Source organism: Pseudomonas sp. OIL-1 (genome assembly GCF_010669185.1).
In the GTDB taxonomy this organism is placed as follows: Bacteria; Pseudomonadota; Gammaproteobacteria; order Pseudomonadales; family Pseudomonadaceae; genus Halopseudomonas; species Halopseudomonas profundi.
The window spans coordinates 1623357-1638694 of sequence record NZ_CP048629.1 but is presented as its reverse complement, the minus strand read 5'-3'; the positions used below and the strand labels follow the sequence as shown (position 1 = coordinate 1638694).

Sequence of the window (15338 nt, the reverse complement as noted above, 5' to 3'; positions counted from 1 at the left end):
CCGTGTTGAACAGGCAATAACCGCCGGCATCGGCCTTTTGTCGGGGACGTCTGTTGAGGAGGCCCGCATGAAACGTACCGATGCATTCAATTCCGGCTTGAGCGAGAACGATATCACCGACGAGTCGGTATTTCTCAATCGTCGCCAGCTACTACGCCAGCTGGGCTTTATCGGTGCTGGTGGCCTGCTGGCTAGCACGTCCGCGCATGCCAGCGCCGGCCTGCTCGACTTGCTGGGCATTACCGATACGCCCTCAGAATCAGGCTTTAGCACCGAGCCGCTCTCGTTTGCCGCCGCGGACCGCAGTCCCGGGCAAGTGCTAACCACCGAAGACAAGGTCACCGGCTACAACAATTTTTACGAATTTGGCACCGACAAGGCCGACCCGCGCCGCCACGCCCAGGATCTGCAGGTCAAACCCTGGAGCTTGACCGTGGGCGGCGAAGTCAACCAACCGCTAACGCTGGATTACGACGACCTGTTCCGCTTTGAGCTGGAAGAGCGCATTTACCGTCTGCGCTGCGTCGAGGCCTGGTCGATGGTCATTCCGTGGGTGGGCTTTCCGCTGGCGGCGTTATTGAAGCAGGCCGACCCCAACTCTGATGCCCGCTATGTGGCGTTTGAAACGCTGCACGATCCGGAAAATATGCCCGGCCAGCGCAACCGCTTTGCCGGCGGCGGTCTCGACTACCCCTACGTGGAGGGGCTGCGTATTGATGAAGCCATGAATCCGCTGACGCTGGTGGCGGTGGGTCTGTACGGCAAGACCCTGCCACCCCAGAACGGCGCGCCGGTACGGCTGCTCGTCCCCTGGAAATACGGATTCAAGAGCATCAAGTCGGTGGTCAACATCCGACTGGTGAAGGAGCAACCGCCCACCAGCTGGAATCTGGCAGCACCCAGCGAGTACGGCTTTTACGCCAATGTAAATCCGCAGGTGGACCACCCGCGCTGGAGCCAGGCCAGTGAGCGACGCATTACCCGCGGCGGACTGGGCAGCGACGAGCGCATCCCCACGCAACTGTTTAACGGTTACGCCGACCAGGTGGCACACCTGTATAAGGACATGGACCTCAAGCGTGCGTTTTAAAGCCCTGCAGCTGCTGGTTCACGGGCTGAGCCTGGCGTGGCTGGGGTGGGTGTATTACCTGGGTTTCTCGGACCAGCTGGGCGGCGATCCGGTGGAGGCCATCATCCATTACACCGGCAAGGGCGCACTGCATCTGTTGATGTTGACCTTACTGGTCGCGCCCCTCAGCCGCTGGCTGAAACAGCCACGGCTGATGCGGCTGCGACGTCCGTTGGGGCTCTACGCCGCGCTCTGGGCGGTCGCACATGTCAGCAACTATCTGACATTTGATCTGCAGTTTGATTGGGGCCTGATAGCCTCGGAACTGGTGAAGCGACCCTACATTGTCGTCGGGCTGACAGCCCTGGTGATACTGCTGGTACTAGCCGTCACGTCGCTACCAAAACTGGTGAGAAAACTGGGCCGCCGCTGGCGCACCCTGCACAGTGGGATTTATCTGGCGCTGGTGCTGGTGTGTGTGCATTTCTGGTGGTCGGTCAAAGGGTTCGAGCTGGAGCCGCTGATCTATGGCCTGGTAGCGCTCGCGCTGCTGTCTCTCAAGCGGCGGCCATTTTGGCGGCTGGCGGTGCGCGTACAGAAGGCCAGGCCCCCTATGGTAAAATAGCCGCTAAATCCAATCCGGAAAGTCCCAATGCTTATATACCTTCTAATCGCCTGCGACCGCCTTGAAGAAAAGCGAGAGAAAAAACTGAGGCAGAACCTGCCGGAGCTGCAAGCGGCTTTGCAGGCGTACGTCGATGCCAACGCAGCCAACGATGTCACGCTGATCAATGAGTGCGAGAGCGACGATTGCGAAGACTGGAAGTTGGGAATCAGCCAGCAGGTGACGAAGAACATTCACCTCAATTTCCCCGTAGACCTATTCAACCGGCTGGCCGAACAATACGGCATTGATTGCGAGGTAGGTTTTATAGAAGACGGTGCCCGCGAGCCGGTCAGTTATTTCGGTAAGCACGAGGGCAAGGGTGAGGCGTTTTTGATAGCAGAGTATTTGGGGTTATAGCAGCGCACCCGGCGTGGTGATGTTCCCCGAACCAATGCCAACCGACCATAGTGGCTTTAACTGCATCAATCGGGTCGGGGAAACCGAGGCGCACGCTTTGCCTTGAAGGCCGCTATACCTTCCGCTGCCTCCGCCCCGCCCAGAGCAATCGCCATCAGCTGCTTTTCGCGTTCAAGCTGGCGCTCGAAGACCTCCCTGACGGGTCCATCGAGCAGCTGCAAGATGGCAGTCTGCGACGCGCGGGCACCTTCTGCGAGCTGGGCTCCTAGCTCCAGCGCGGTTTCCAGCGCCTTACCTGGTGCCACGATATGGTTGACTACGCCTGCCTGAGCGAATCGCTCAACCGACAGCCGGCCACCGAACAACGCAATTTCAGCGGCCAGTTGATGGGGCAGACCTGTGGCGAGAAATACAGAACCACCGCCGTCCGGCACCAGACCGGCCTTCACATACGCCAGAGATATGTAACTGCCCTGCGCCGCGACAATCAAGTCCGCCGCAAAGGCCAGCGAAGCCCCGGCGCCCGCCGCCCCGCCTTCGATCGCGGCAATCACCGGCTTTGGACAGAACTTCAGCTTGAGCACCAGATCATGCAGACGCTGAATCAGCGCCTCGCGCTCCGCCAAAGACAACGACGCGCGGGTCTCCAACGAACGCAGATCACCGCCTGAACAAAAGAAATCGCCTGCGCCGCGTAGCACTATGTTTGCGATGTCCGGATTGTCCAGCGCCGCATCAATATGGCTTTCCATCTGTATATACATGGCCGTCTCCAGAGCATTGCGCTTATCCGGCCGGTTCAGGGTAAGCACGAGCGTAGGGCCATGGCGTTCAGCGAGTACGCTGTCGTTCGTTTGAGATGCGTTCATGAAGGGAGTCCGTGTCGTATGCGATGCGCATACAATACCGGAGGAGACTGAATCACGGGATGCGCTGATATCCGGGGTGCCGTTCTGTTTATGGTGATTAAAAAGGTAGTGCTCGATGTTCATCTGACCCCAATTTCTCCGCGACACCACCTTATCGCCGCTGATCCAGATCAAGCAGCTTCTCGCCAGAACGCCGTAGAATCAAACTACCATCATGCAAACACCAGTGTACGCTGCATGGGTATCCGGGAGCGCAGCCCATCTGCCTTGCTGCAATCTGCCAATCACCTTCCCCCTGTGGAGTCGCCATGCTGGTAACTGACAAGGCACAGCTCGCAAGCTATCTGAAGCGACACGGTTCGGAGCTGCCCGAGCAACGGCTCGGCGAGATCCTGCTGCAACATAAGTTGATCACCTCCAAGCAGCTGGATGCGGTCCTCACCCTGCAGCACGAGACACCCGAATCCGGTCGGCTCGGCACCATTCTGCTCTCGATGGGCATCATCCAGCCGGCACAGCTTCAACAAGCGATTGCCGAACAGTTGAACGTGGCTGAGGTAGACCTGGATACCTTCGACTTCGACCTCGACCAATTACGCAGCCTTCCCGAGCAGGTCGCCCGGGAGTGCAAGGTGATGCCGCTAATGGAGCACAACGACTTCCTCATCGTCGCCTGCGCCGACCCCACCCAGCACGAACTGCTGCACCTTCTCAGTTTCATTGCCGGCAAGCCGGTGGAGGCTGTGTACGCCGATGCCCGCTCGATCGAACGTGCCATCAACGAGCACTATGGTTCGGTTACAGTCGAAACCCTGCCAGAGGACGAAAAAGACGACCCTGCACTGTCCCTGGAACAGATCAAGGCACTGGCTGAGCATAAACCCACAGTGCGCTTTGTCGATAATCTGGTGGAAGACGCCATCAACCGTCGCGCCTCGGATATCCACCTGCGGCCCGGTGAGAAGGATGTAGTGGTACAGCTGCGTATCGACGGCCTGCTGCAGGATGTGCGGCACATCAAGCGCTCCACGCTGCCGGCCATCGTCAGTCGGATCAAGATCATTGGCGGCATGAACATAGCCGAACGGCGACTGCCACAGGATGGCCGCTACATGGTCAAAATCGCCGGACGCACCGTCGACCTGCGCCTGTCGATCATGCCTACGGTGCACGGCGAAAGCGTGGTGATGCGTATTCTGGATACCGGGCAGAGCCTCAGAAGCCTTGAGCAGCTGGGTTTCAGCGACACCGATGCCGCACGCTTTCTGGAAATGGTCAACCTCAACCAGGACTCGCGCTGGTCACCGGTCCCACCGGGTGCGGCAAGAGCACCACCCTGTACGCTGCGATCAACGATATCCGCAAGAGCGGCGTGAACATCATCACCGTGGAAGACCCCGTAGAATTCCAGATTGAAGGCATTCGCCAGATCCAGGTGAACGCTTCCATCGGCTACACCTTTGCCCGCGCCCTGCGTCACATATTGCGCCACGACCCGGACGTGATCATGGTCGGCGAGATCCGCGATCAGGAAACCGCCGTCATGGCCAGCGAAAGCGCGCTGACCGGACACCTGGTACTGAGCACCCTGCATACCAATAGCGCGGCCAGCTCGGTGACGCGACTGCTGGAAATCGGCATCCCTCCGTATCTGGTCAACGCCACCCTCACCGGCGTGCTCGCGCAACGCCTGGCGCGACGCAACTGCCCGCACTGTCTGGTCGATGAAGAGGTGCCTGACCACGTTCGTGAGAGCCTGGGCCTCAGCAGCGACGAGCGCTTCAGCGTCGGCAAGGGCTGCGACCGGTGCGACAATCGCGGCTTTGCCGGGCGTATCGCCGTATACGAACTACTGGAAGTCACCCTGGGAGTGCGCCGCCTGATCAAGGCTAATGTCGCCGCCCAGGACATTGAAGAGCAGGCCCGCCGGGACGGCATGCGCCCGCTGACCGAAGGTGCCCTGGAACTAGCGCGCAAGGGCACCATCTCCTTGGCCGAGGTCTACCGGATACGGCTCGAATAGCAGTCCATGGCTGATAGGGCCGGATTCAAACAGTCCGGCCTAGATGCGGCCAGGAATAAATCGGGACATATGACGGTTTCTGATTAATGTTCATCTGACCCCGATTCCTGCTAGATACTCATAACGCCCGCATTTGCGGCTGGTTTGGAGCGCAGCGGAAAACCAGTCCGGCAACATGCGTTTGTTATGCATTTTAATTACCCGCAGGAGCCTCAATGCTTTCCTCTATTTGTTCTCGCATCCAGGCCTTTATATCTGCCACATATTCTGTCCATTGATCTGACAACGCTACTAAATCAATTACTTTGGCCAGCCCCACGCCCTTATCCCAGTCAAGCCTTACAATTAAATCTTCAATATACTTGTGGTCGTCAGCTACAGCATGGATCTCGTTGGCACACTCAATGATCTCCGAATATTCAGCATTTTCTATGTCGCCCATCTCAATTATCAATGAGTGGAGATATCGTTCAGGATTAATACCCGCAGGGATCGAAAACTGACGAATCTTCTGGAGCGCTGTTGCTCTATAATCTACTGACCTCTGATCATCTCCTGTCAATATCTTATTTATACGATCCTGTTTTTCTTCATCCGTGCGGTATACGTCTCCATCTATTACAAATAAAGAACGGTCACACGTCTCTCCACCTAAAAGCAAACCACCAATCACTGTAAAACAGTTGATAGCAGCGCCATACCTTTGAATAGAAACATATTTCGTTCCACCTAACTCTCCTGCCAATTTTTTGATTATCGCTAAAGCAAGGTCATCTTCGACAAACACTTCAATTGGTCTTGGCTGGCTACCCGTAAGACGATTAATTGCGTCGGGTTTTGTTTCGTTAAAGCATAAAGATCTACCTGACTTAACTACAATATGCCTTACATTGACTAGATGCCCTTGGTCAATAATGCTTTCGCGATGCGTAGTGGTAATAACCTGAAGATTTTTATCTATCGCCCGAGCATGTATCACCTCAACCAATCTCTTCATGGCACCATCATGCAGGAGGAGGTCTATTTCATCGATTAATATCAACGAGTTTTTTTGTGCTCGAAAAACCTTTTGTAGGATATAGAAAATCTTCTGCTCACCCGCACTCATACTGAGTGCTGAATATCTTAATCCGCCTGATTCCACCCCAATAAACTGTTTTCCAGACGCCGTATGCATATTAAAAGCAGAGTATTGCTTATTAAGGATATATGATGCCTTCCGCAAAATTTCTAATACGAGGGCCTCGCTAATTGTTTCTGTCGAATAGTGAACTCGAGTAGCCTTATTTTCTGATTCAATGAGAGGAACACACTTTTCAATTCCGATGAAATACACGTCTCTGGATGGCCTTCTCGCATACTTAGGTGACCATCGATCTGAAACCTTTGAGTATTCTGTCGTTATATTTTCATATGTGCTCGCACCATCTCGATACGAGTGGATAATTTCAAGGTGGCTCCCCTGCCACAGGGCATCAGTATTAGGTAGGAAAAACGAGCTGAATTTATAGTTTTCTCCGTCAGATACAGGCTTAAATAAACAAGCCAATGCGTGCAATACCGTCGATTTACCATTCCCATTTGGTCCTAGCACTACGGTTACCGGCGAGCCATCAAATGAAATTGTCAGATCAACAATGTTTTTCAAACTGTGAATTTTTATTGAATGTATTTTCTGCTGTGTAATTGACATATTTTTAACTATCGCTCGTGCCGTAGAATCTCATCATGCATAACGCTTGCATAAACGGCGGCCTGACAAGGCCGTCCGGTGGAGGCCCGAAGGGCCGGAACGAATTCGATGCACTTGTTAGGCTTGGAACACACGCTCCAAACCCTCCCATGCCGATTGAACTGGCGTAACGCTCCGCGGATCAACCAAACCTAGCTCTTCTAATGTGTAGTTCCATTTCCCATAGTTGCAGGCTGCACAGGTAATTACGATGTTTTCGGTACCGCTTGTGCCCCCTGCCGAATGGGGGACCACATGATCATATTGCAGCCACATGCACTGGAAGGCCGCATGCTGCGATGCGTTGGTCCTACCCCACGAAACAGCATTGGGATAGTGTTTATGCAGATGCTTCCGGACCTCTGCACGGATTACGGGGATGCCACAGAACCGGCAATGGAAACCATCGCGATCACGCACCTCTTTCATCTGTGCGGCATTGGGCATTCTGTCTTTTTCTTTGCTCAGGGTATGAATCTGCGGTTTTTTCTTGACAACGACGTATGGGCTCGACTTACCCCAAATTGATTCGAGCCACTCTCGCACTCTTGAATCATTCGCGAGCTCAAACAGCTCTTCTGCGACTTTCGGATGACCATTTATGTGCGCCGTCACTGCAGCATCCAGGTACCGAGCGGCATCGAATATTTCTGCGATCGGCTCCCTAAAGCATCTCTTTTGCATAAAACCTTCCATGTTTGAAAGCCTAACGCTGCCATAATTTGCAGTTTTGGAGTGGAGACTTTTGTGCTAATTTTAAGCACAAAAGGCGTAACGGAAAAACTGTCAAATTGATGGCTTTGTTACATATTTTCACTTTTGCAGATCTAAATTAAGGGATGGATATACAGAGGTGACTGGATTTTCAATCGAGTCTGGGTCTTCTAATACTCTCCGTGCTTGAGCGGCAATTTCTGATTTATAAGTTTCAAGCTTTGGAACTAGTGTATAAATATCTGTGCAGTCTAAAATGATTGTTCTGAAATTGCCGATATCAAAAGGGATTTTGTCCCCTTTGCGAATAGTTTGTATGGTCGGCAATCGTGAAACATGACGTAACGCTAGCTCATAGAAGACATTTGGATTATTAAAGGAAAGATCAGCGACAACTAGCCTAGACCTAAGAATATATTCAATTATCTGATTTGTAATAAGGCCTGGTTGATCAATAGCATCAGCGCGAACAACTTTCAAGCCTAGCTGCTCGATTGCTGGCTCTATAATTGAGCCGATAAAAAGATCCGAGTGCTTACGATTTTCCGTACCATCCTCTCCAATAGGAGTAATATAAAAACATGTTGAATCGAAAGTAGAATTTCCGGATGTTACAAACCCTGTAATATCCTTTCGTTTTGCTTCTACTGGGGCGGTTCCATGCATTGCTGGCAATGCAGAGTGCGACTTAGATAAATTTTCCAGAGCATGATCAATTGTAACAATTCTTCCGGCGCCAGCTAGTGTTTGCAAGATCCCCACATGCTCAGCATTCACCACAAAAATATCAACTAGCGTATCAATAACATCCTCTTCAATTTCATTTTCCCTCAATGTATCTGAAAGTACGGTTTTAACTGGCATCTTATTACCAGAGAACTTCTCAAAAAGAATTTTTAGCGGGGAAATATCTAATATAGCCAATTGAATTTTTGCTTGCGCTTTTTCATACTCCGAGCTTGATTCACTAAACGCATTTAATCCTAACGGAGTTAATTCCAGCTGCTCAGCTTGATACCCACCTTTAACCAGGCCATATTTGTTTGAATTAGTGATAAGAGCTCTTGATGGCCCACTGTCGGGAGATTTGCCAATATGATCAAACAGAGTAACTCGTCGAACCCGATGACCGGAACCAAGCTCATATAGAGACTGCGCAAAATCCACCACCTCTTCAAACGGGCAAAGTGGGTATGGAACAACTCTTCTAGTTCTTTTTTTAGCTGGTTTCGGCTCTTTTTCTTCTTCGGACACCTAATTCTCCTTTATCGTGAAATGTAACAGTGATTATATGGAGTTCCCGATATGGAATATTCATTACTTCCCGATAACAACCCAACCAGGCCTATCCGTCAAAGCTTAAACTTTTTTCAAATCAACAAGTTAATGATGGCGCTGCAGACGACCACGTAATCGCGTGAATTCCGCATTTGTCGATTTCCAGACCCCTGTCTCCACCACCCCCCACCAACCACGCTACCGCCCGGCCCTCGATTGGCAGGCAAGCCGGTACGTTTTCAATTCGGGTATGGAAGGTAGGCTGTCCTTGCCCCTTGGGCGGGATCTGCTGCAATCCATTGCTGTGCCCGCAACATAGCGCAGAGGAGTGGCGCTTGGCTATAAACGGGATGTCGCAGCAAGTTAGAGGTGCCATGCGATGCGCGGTCAGTCTGAAGGCGCGCTGAAGACCAAGCGACTAATGATGCCTCCCCCGCCCCACCTCGTTATAATGGCCGTTTTGCGCCAACTGCCCATGGCATCCGCTGGTTTCTGCGCTTGCGCCCCTTCATTCACAGGGCGACCTGCAGGCTATGCGTGGCATGCTGTGGTACCGCGTTAAAGTCGCCAGCCATCACCGGACAGCCAAACACCCATGGAAAAAACCTACCAGCCGCACGCCATCGAATCTTCCTGGTACCAGACCTGGGAGCAGAACAATTACTTTGCTCCGCAGGGCTCCGGCGAGTCGTACACCATCGCGCTGCCGCCGCCAAACGTGACCGGCAGCCTGCACATGGGCCACGGGTTCAATAACGCGATCATGGATGCGTTGATCCGCTTCCGCCGGATGCAGGGCCGCAACACGCTGTGGCAGCCCGGCACCGATCACGCGGGTATCGCGACGCAGATGGTGGTTGAGCGCCAGCTCGCCGCTCAGGGTCAGTCACGTCATGATCTGGGCCGCGACACGTTTCTGGAAAAGGTCTGGGAGTGGAAGGAAGAGTCCGGCGGCAACATTACCCGTCAGATTCGCCGGCTCGGCAGTTCGGTGGATTGGAGCCGTGAGCGCTTCACTATGGATGAAGGCATGTCCGAGGCGGTTCAGGAAGCCTTTGTGCGTCTGCATGAAGATGGCCTGATCTACCGCGGCAAGCGTCTGGTGAACTGGGATCCCAAACTGCACACCGCAATTTCCGATCTTGAGGTGGAGAACCACGACGAGACCGGTTCGCTGTGGAATCTGCGTTACCCCCTGGCGGATGGCGCGACCACGGCCGAGGGCAAGAATTATCTGATCGTTGCAACCACGCGCCCGGAAACCATGCTGGGTGATACCGCAGTCGCGGTGAACCCGGAAGACGAGCGTTATCAGGCGCTGATCGGCAAGTTCGTGGAGTTGCCTTTAGTAGGCCGTCGCATTCCGATTGTGGCCGATGACTACTGCGACCCCGAGTTCGGTACCGGTTGCGTGAAGATCACCCCGGCACATGACTTCAATGACTATGAAGTCGGCAAGCGCCACAAGATGCCGCTGATCAACATTCTGGACAAGGACGCGGCGGTATTGGCCCGCGCCCAGGTGTTCAATATCGACGGCAGCGTCAATGACGAAGTGGATGCCACCCTGCCCGCCGCCTATGCCGGGCTGGATCGCTTCGAGGCGCGCAAGCGTATCGTTGAGGACTTCGACGCCGCTGGCCTGCTGGATAAGATCGAGCCCCACGCACTGAAGGTGCCCAAGGGCGACCGCTCCGGTGTGGTGATTGAGCCCTGGCTCACCGATCAGTGGTACGTGTCCACCAAGCCACTGGCGGAGCCGGCTATTGCGGCGGTCGAGGACGGTCGCATCCAGTTCGTGCCCAAGCAGTACGAGAACATGTACTTCAGCTGGATGCGCGACATTCAGGATTGGTGTATCTCCCGCCAGCTGTGGTGGGGCCACCGCATTCCGGCCTGGTATGACGAAGCCGGCAAGGTGTACGTCGGCCGCGATGAGGCGGAAGTGCGCGCCAAGTACAACCTGGGCGACGCCACGCTGCGCCAGGATGAAGACGTACTGGATACCTGGTTCAGTTCCGGCCTGTGGACCTTCTCTACCCTCGGCTGGCCCGAGCAGACCCAGGCGCTGAAGACCTTCCACCCCACCGATGTGCTGGTCACCGGCTTTGACATCATCTTCTTCTGGGTCGCGCGGATGATCATGATGACCATGCATCTGATGAAGCATGACGACGGCCGCGCGCAGATCCCGTTCAAGACGGTGTATGTGCATGGCCTGGTGCGTGACAGCCAGGGCCAGAAGATGTCCAAGTCCAAGGGCAACGTGCTGGACCCGCTGGATATCATCGACGGCATCGACCTTGAGTCACTGGTGACCAAGCGTACCAGCGGCATGATGCAGCCCAAGCTGGCGGCCAAGATCGAGAAGCAGACCCGCGCCGAATTCCCCGAGGGCATCGCGCCCTACGGTACCGACGCGTTGCGCTTCACCAACCTGTCGCTGGCCTCCACCGGCCGTGACGTGAAGTTCGACATGGGCCGGGTCGAGGGCTATCGCAACTTCTGCAACAAGATCTGGAACGCTGCGCGTTACGTGATGATGCAGTGCGAAGAGAACGACACCGGCGTGAACGGTGAGCCGGTTGAGCTGACGCTGGCTGACCGCTGGATTATCTCCCAGCTGCAGCGCACCGAAGCCGAAGTGACCCGTCATCTGGATCAGTTCCGTTTCGATATGGCCGCCCAGGCGCTTTATGAGTTTATCTGGAACCAGTACTGCGACTGGTATCTGGAGCTGTCCAAGCCGGTATTGTGGGACGAGAACGCGCCGGCCGAGCGCCAGCGTGGCACGCGCCGCACCCTGGTGCGCGTACTGGAAACCGCACTGCGCCTGGCGCACCCCTTCATGCCCTTTATCACCGAAGAAATCTGGCAGCGCATTGCGCCGCTGGCAGGCAAAGCCGGCCCGACCATCATGCTGCAGCCCTGGCCGCAGAGTGATGACAGCCGCGTCGATACCATCGCCGAAAGCGATATCGAATGGCTCAAGGGTCTGATCATTGGCGTGCGTAACATCCGCGCGGAAATGAACATCGGCCCGGGCAAGCCGCTTGAGCTGCTGCTGCGCAAGGCCAACAGTGAAGACCAGCGCCGCCTGAACGAAAACGAGGCCTTCCTGAAGAAGCTGGCGAAGCTGTCTTCTATCACCGTGCTTGGCGAGGCCGACGAAGCGCCATTGTCGGCCACCGCACTGGTCGGCGAGCTGGAAGTGCTGGTGCCCATGGCCGGACTGATCGACAAGACCGCCGAACTGGCGCGTCTGGACAAGGAAATCGGCCGGCTCGAAGGCGAGATCAAGCGTGTTGCCGGCAAGCTGGGCAATGCCGGTTTTGTCGACAAGGCGCCGGCTGCGGTGATCGACAAGGAGCGCGCCAAGCTGGCCGAGGCCGAACAGGCCCTGACCCAGCTCAGCGAACAGCGCTCGCACATCGCCAGCCTGTAATTGCCCGAGCACCCACCTGGCCACAACAGGTGGGTCTGCTGCGCGTGTGAGCCAGCAGCATTCGGTTGGCTGGCATTCATCTAGCGCAACGGCCTGGACGGACAATGACGAGCCTGAACAGTGATCTGATACTGGTCGTATCGCTACTGCTGATCAGCATGGTGTTGTTCGTACGCAACAAGCCGCGCATGGATGTCGTGGCTCTGCTGGTAATCGTTGCCCTGCCGTTGAGCGGCATTCTCACTATCAACGAAGCCATCGCCGGGTTCAGCGACCCCAGCGTGTTGTTGATTGCGGCGCTGTTCGTGATTGGCGATGGGCTGGTGCGCACCGGTATTGCCTACCAGTTGGGTGACTGGCTGGTGCGGCAGGCCGGCAAGAGCGAAACGCGCCTGGTAGTTCTGCTGATGCTGACCGTTGCCGGGCTCGGTTCGGTGATGAGCTCCACCGGCGTGGTCGCCATCTTCATTCCTGTGGTGCTCAGCGTCGCGGTGCGTATGGGCATTCCTGCGTCCCGCTTGATGATGCCGCTCAGTTTTGCCGGCCTCATGAGCGGCATGCTGACCCTGGTCGCCACGCCGCCGAACATGGTGGTCAACAGCGAACTGGTGCGTACCGGTCTGCCGGGTTTTTCCTTCTTCAGCTTCACGCCAATTGGTCTGGTGATACTCGCCTCCGGCGTGCTCTTTATGCTGGTGGCACGGCGCTGGCTGGGCGGCCGGGCAGCGGCGCTGGATGAGCGTGAGCCCCGCCGTAGCCTGGCCGATCTGGCTAAATCCTACCGTCTGACCGAGCGCGAGCGTCGTCTGCGTGTGCGCCCCGGCTCACCGCTGGCGAACAAGCAACTGATCGAGATGGAGTTGCGCCAGGACTACGGCATCAACGTGATCGCCATCGAGCGCCAGCGCCGGTTCCGTACGCTTCTCGAGCTGGCCAACGGCAAGACCTTATTGCAGCCCGGCGACGTATTGCTGGTCGACCTGGCCAGCCCGGCTATTGCGCTACTTGGTGCCTATGACGAACTCGGGCTGGAGCCCTTGCCGCTGGAAACCTCCTACTACAGCCTGTATTCCCATCAGATGGGCCTGGCTGAGGTGGCATTGCCGCCGGACTCGCGCCTGCCCGGCCAGACCATTCAGGAACTGGCGTTTCGCAGCCGCTTCAGGCTCAACGTGGTCGGCCTGCGCCGGCGTGGTGAAGCCTTGCCGGGTTTGCTGGTGGATGAAAAGCTCAAGGCCGCCGATACCTTGCTGGTGGCCGGCGACTGGAAAGACATCAACCGCCTGCACGGCCTGAGCCGGGATTTTCTGCTGCTGAGCGTGCCCACAGAAATCGACGAGATTGCCCCGGCAGCGCGCAAGGCGCCTTATGCCCTGTTCAGCCTGGCGGTAATGATCGCGCTGATGGTCAGCGGACTGGTGCCCAATCTGCTCGCCGCTCTGATCGGTTGCCTGCTGATGGGCGTCTTTCATTGCATCACCATGGATTCTGCCTACAAGGCGATTCACTGGCCGAGCCTGATATTGATCGTCGGCATGCTGCCCTTTGCCCTGGCATTGCAAAAAACCGGCGGTATCGATCTGGCGGTGAGTACCTTGCTACATCTGTTCGGCGGTGCCGGGCCGCGCGCCCTGCTGGCCACGCTGTTTATCTGTACGGCTGTCACCGGCTTGTTCATATCGAACACAGCCACGGCGGTGCTCATGGCGCCGGTTGCGATTGCCACGGCGCAGGCGATGGATGCCTCGCCCTATCCCTTTGCCATGATCGTTGCGCTGGCGGCCTCGGCGGCGTTCATGACGCCCGTGTCTTCGCCAGTGAATACGTTGGTGCTGGACCCGGGCCGCTACCGTTTTACCGACTTCGTGCGCATCGGCGTACCCTTTACGCTGCTGGTTCTGGTGATCAGTGTGACCATGGTGCCCTGGCTGTTTCCGTTGTAACGGGCGCGCAGCGCATCCGGTTTACGCCGCGCGACAACTGGGTTACCTTGCCGGCCTGCGCCACCTTCCCTTGAGTTTGCGGATACCACCATGCCTATCGACAACAGCATTGTTCATCAGATACACAAAAAGCCCGACGGACAGCCGGCCAGCCTCACGCTGCGTGATGCCGAACTGGCCAGCTCCGAGGCGCTGGAACAACTGCTGGCCGGTCTGATCGAGGCCTATAACAGCAAGCCGAACAAGGCCTGGGGTTACTTCCAGCCAGAGAGTGGCGCCTATCCGTTCAGCGGCTGGCTGCAGCAATTGCTGGATGAAGAGCAGGATTTCCTGCGCTTCTCGACCCAGGCCACCGAGCATCTGAAGACGCTGATGGAGGGCTCCAACCTGGCCCTCGGCGGGCATGTGCTGTTTATCCGCTATCGCCAGGGCATGACCGCCTTTCTGGTCATCGCCTTGCTGCACCATACCGAGGGCGTGACCGTAACCGACGACCTGAACGTAGCGGCGGCGCGGCATCTGGATCTGTCCAGCCTGAATATGGCGGCGCGGATCAACCTGACCGAGTGGAAACAGAACGCCAGTTCCAAGCAGTACATCTCCTTCATTCGCGGGCGCAGTGGCAAGCGCGTGTCCGATTACTTCCGCGACTTTATCGGCTGCGTCGAAGGGGCCGATCCCGAGCAGGAAACCACCACCCTGCTGCAGGCGTTTCAGGATTATGTAGGCGAAGCGGACATGCCCGCCGATGAGCTCAAGGGCAAGACCAAGGCCATGAGCGGCTACGTCAGCGGCCAGGCACGTCAGGGTGAGCAGGTCGCGCTGGAAGAACTCTCCGGTGTAATCGATGAAGAACAGCCACGGGCCTTCTACGATTACATCCGCAACAAGGATTATGGCCTGAACGCCGAGATCCCGCCGGACAAGCGCACCCTGTCCAACTTCATGCGTTATTACGGCAAGGCCGACGGCATGTCGATCAGCTTCGAGGCCCACCTGCTGGGTGAGCGCGTCGAGTATGACGAGACCGGCGATTCCCTGGTGATCAAGCATCCGCCCAAGGGTCTGATCGAGCAGCTGAAAAAGAAGAAGCGCTAGCGCCCACCGCAGCGGCCTGACATCCGGGCAACACCGTGACATCAATGCGCGGTGTGCAGACCAACCGTTATCGGAACTTCAAGCAAAACCCGGGGGTCGCTAGCTTAAGTCGACCATGAGCGGTAACTAGCCGCGCCCCCTGG

At 56.2% G+C, this 15338-nt stretch carries 12 protein-coding genes; 8 read left to right on the top strand and 4 right to left on the bottom strand.

Features of this window, described 5'->3' with window-relative positions; all coding sequences use genetic code 11:
• Positions 1-67: 67 nt before the first annotated feature.
• The 3 genes from msrP to G3M63_RS07645 are packed head-to-tail and all read left to right on the top strand — an operon-like array spanning position 68 to position 2093.
• On the top strand, positions 68-1090 hold the full coding sequence (msrP, locus tag G3M63_RS07655; RefSeq protein WP_163982423.1) for a protein-methionine-sulfoxide reductase catalytic subunit MsrP: 1023 nt from the start codon (positions 68-70) through the stop codon (positions 1088-1090).
• Positions 1080-1694 (top strand): sulfite oxidase heme-binding subunit YedZ, encoded by a 615-nt coding sequence (locus G3M63_RS07650; RefSeq protein WP_218573666.1) that lies wholly within the window; start codon positions 1080-1082, stop codon positions 1692-1694. The genes msrP and G3M63_RS07650 overlap by 11 nt, the downstream gene beginning before the upstream one ends.
• A gap of 27 nt (positions 1695-1721) precedes the next feature.
• Positions 1722-2093 carry a hypothetical protein gene (locus G3M63_RS07645; RefSeq protein ID WP_163982421.1) on the top strand — a complete coding sequence of 124 codons (372 nt, stop codon included), beginning with the start codon at positions 1722-1724 and terminating at the stop codon, positions 2091-2093.
• 65 nt (positions 2094-2158) lie between these two features.
• Here the strand turns inward: G3M63_RS07645 and G3M63_RS07640 are convergent, their stop codons facing one another.
• Positions 2159-2962, bottom strand: coding sequence for an enoyl-CoA hydratase-related protein (locus G3M63_RS07640; protein ID WP_163982419.1), 804 nt, complete (start codon positions 2960-2962; stop codon positions 2159-2161).
• 308 nt (positions 2963-3270) lie between these two features.
• Here G3M63_RS07640 and G3M63_RS07635 point away from each other — a divergent pair, with 308 nt between their 5' ends.
• Positions 3271-4338: a GspE/PulE family protein gene (locus G3M63_RS07635; protein WP_163982417.1), complete on the top strand. Its 1068-nt coding sequence runs from the start codon at positions 3271-3273 to the stop codon at positions 4336-4338.
• Positions 4260-4985: a GspE/PulE family protein gene (locus G3M63_RS07630; RefSeq protein WP_163984209.1), complete on the top strand. Its 726-nt coding sequence runs from the start codon at positions 4260-4262 to the stop codon at positions 4983-4985. Before G3M63_RS07635 ends, G3M63_RS07630 begins: the two co-directional genes overlap by 79 nt.
• 193 nt (positions 4986-5178) lie before the next feature.
• Here the strand turns inward: G3M63_RS07630 and G3M63_RS07625 are convergent, their stop codons facing one another.
• From G3M63_RS07625 to G3M63_RS07615, 3 genes are all read right to left on the bottom strand, one after another.
• The gene (locus G3M63_RS07625; RefSeq protein WP_163982415.1) at positions 5179-6678 is read right to left on the bottom strand and encodes an ATP/GTP-binding protein; all 1500 of its coding nucleotides are present in this window, start codon (positions 6676-6678) and stop codon (positions 5179-5181) included.
• 117 nt (positions 6679-6795) lie between these two features.
• Entirely contained in the window at positions 6796-7413 is a 618-nt protein-coding gene (locus G3M63_RS07620) for an HNH endonuclease (RefSeq protein ID WP_163982413.1), read from the bottom strand.
• 117 nt (positions 7414-7530) lie between these two features.
• Entirely contained in the window at positions 7531-8685 is a 1155-nt protein-coding gene (locus G3M63_RS07615; protein ID WP_163982411.1) for a hypothetical protein, read from the bottom strand.
• A 619-nt stretch (positions 8686-9304) separates the two neighbouring features.
• On the opposite strand from G3M63_RS07615, the gene G3M63_RS07610 reads away from it, so the two are divergent.
• The 3 genes from G3M63_RS07610 (at position 9305) to yejK (ending at position 15195) form a co-directional block, all read left to right on the top strand.
• Complete coding sequence (locus G3M63_RS07610) at positions 9305-12154, top strand: valine--tRNA ligase (protein WP_163982408.1); 2850 nt, start codon at positions 9305-9307, stop codon at positions 12152-12154.
• Between the two features lie 113 nt (positions 12155-12267).
• Complete coding sequence (locus tag G3M63_RS07605) at positions 12268-14097, top strand: SLC13 family permease (RefSeq protein ID WP_163984208.1); 1830 nt, start codon at positions 12268-12270, stop codon at positions 14095-14097.
• Between the two features lie 90 nt (positions 14098-14187).
• A complete protein-coding gene (yejK, locus tag G3M63_RS07600) occupies positions 14188-15195 on the top strand; it encodes a nucleoid-associated protein YejK (RefSeq protein WP_150301328.1) in 1008 nt (335 codons plus the stop codon).
• Positions 15196-15338: the final 143 nt, after the last annotated feature.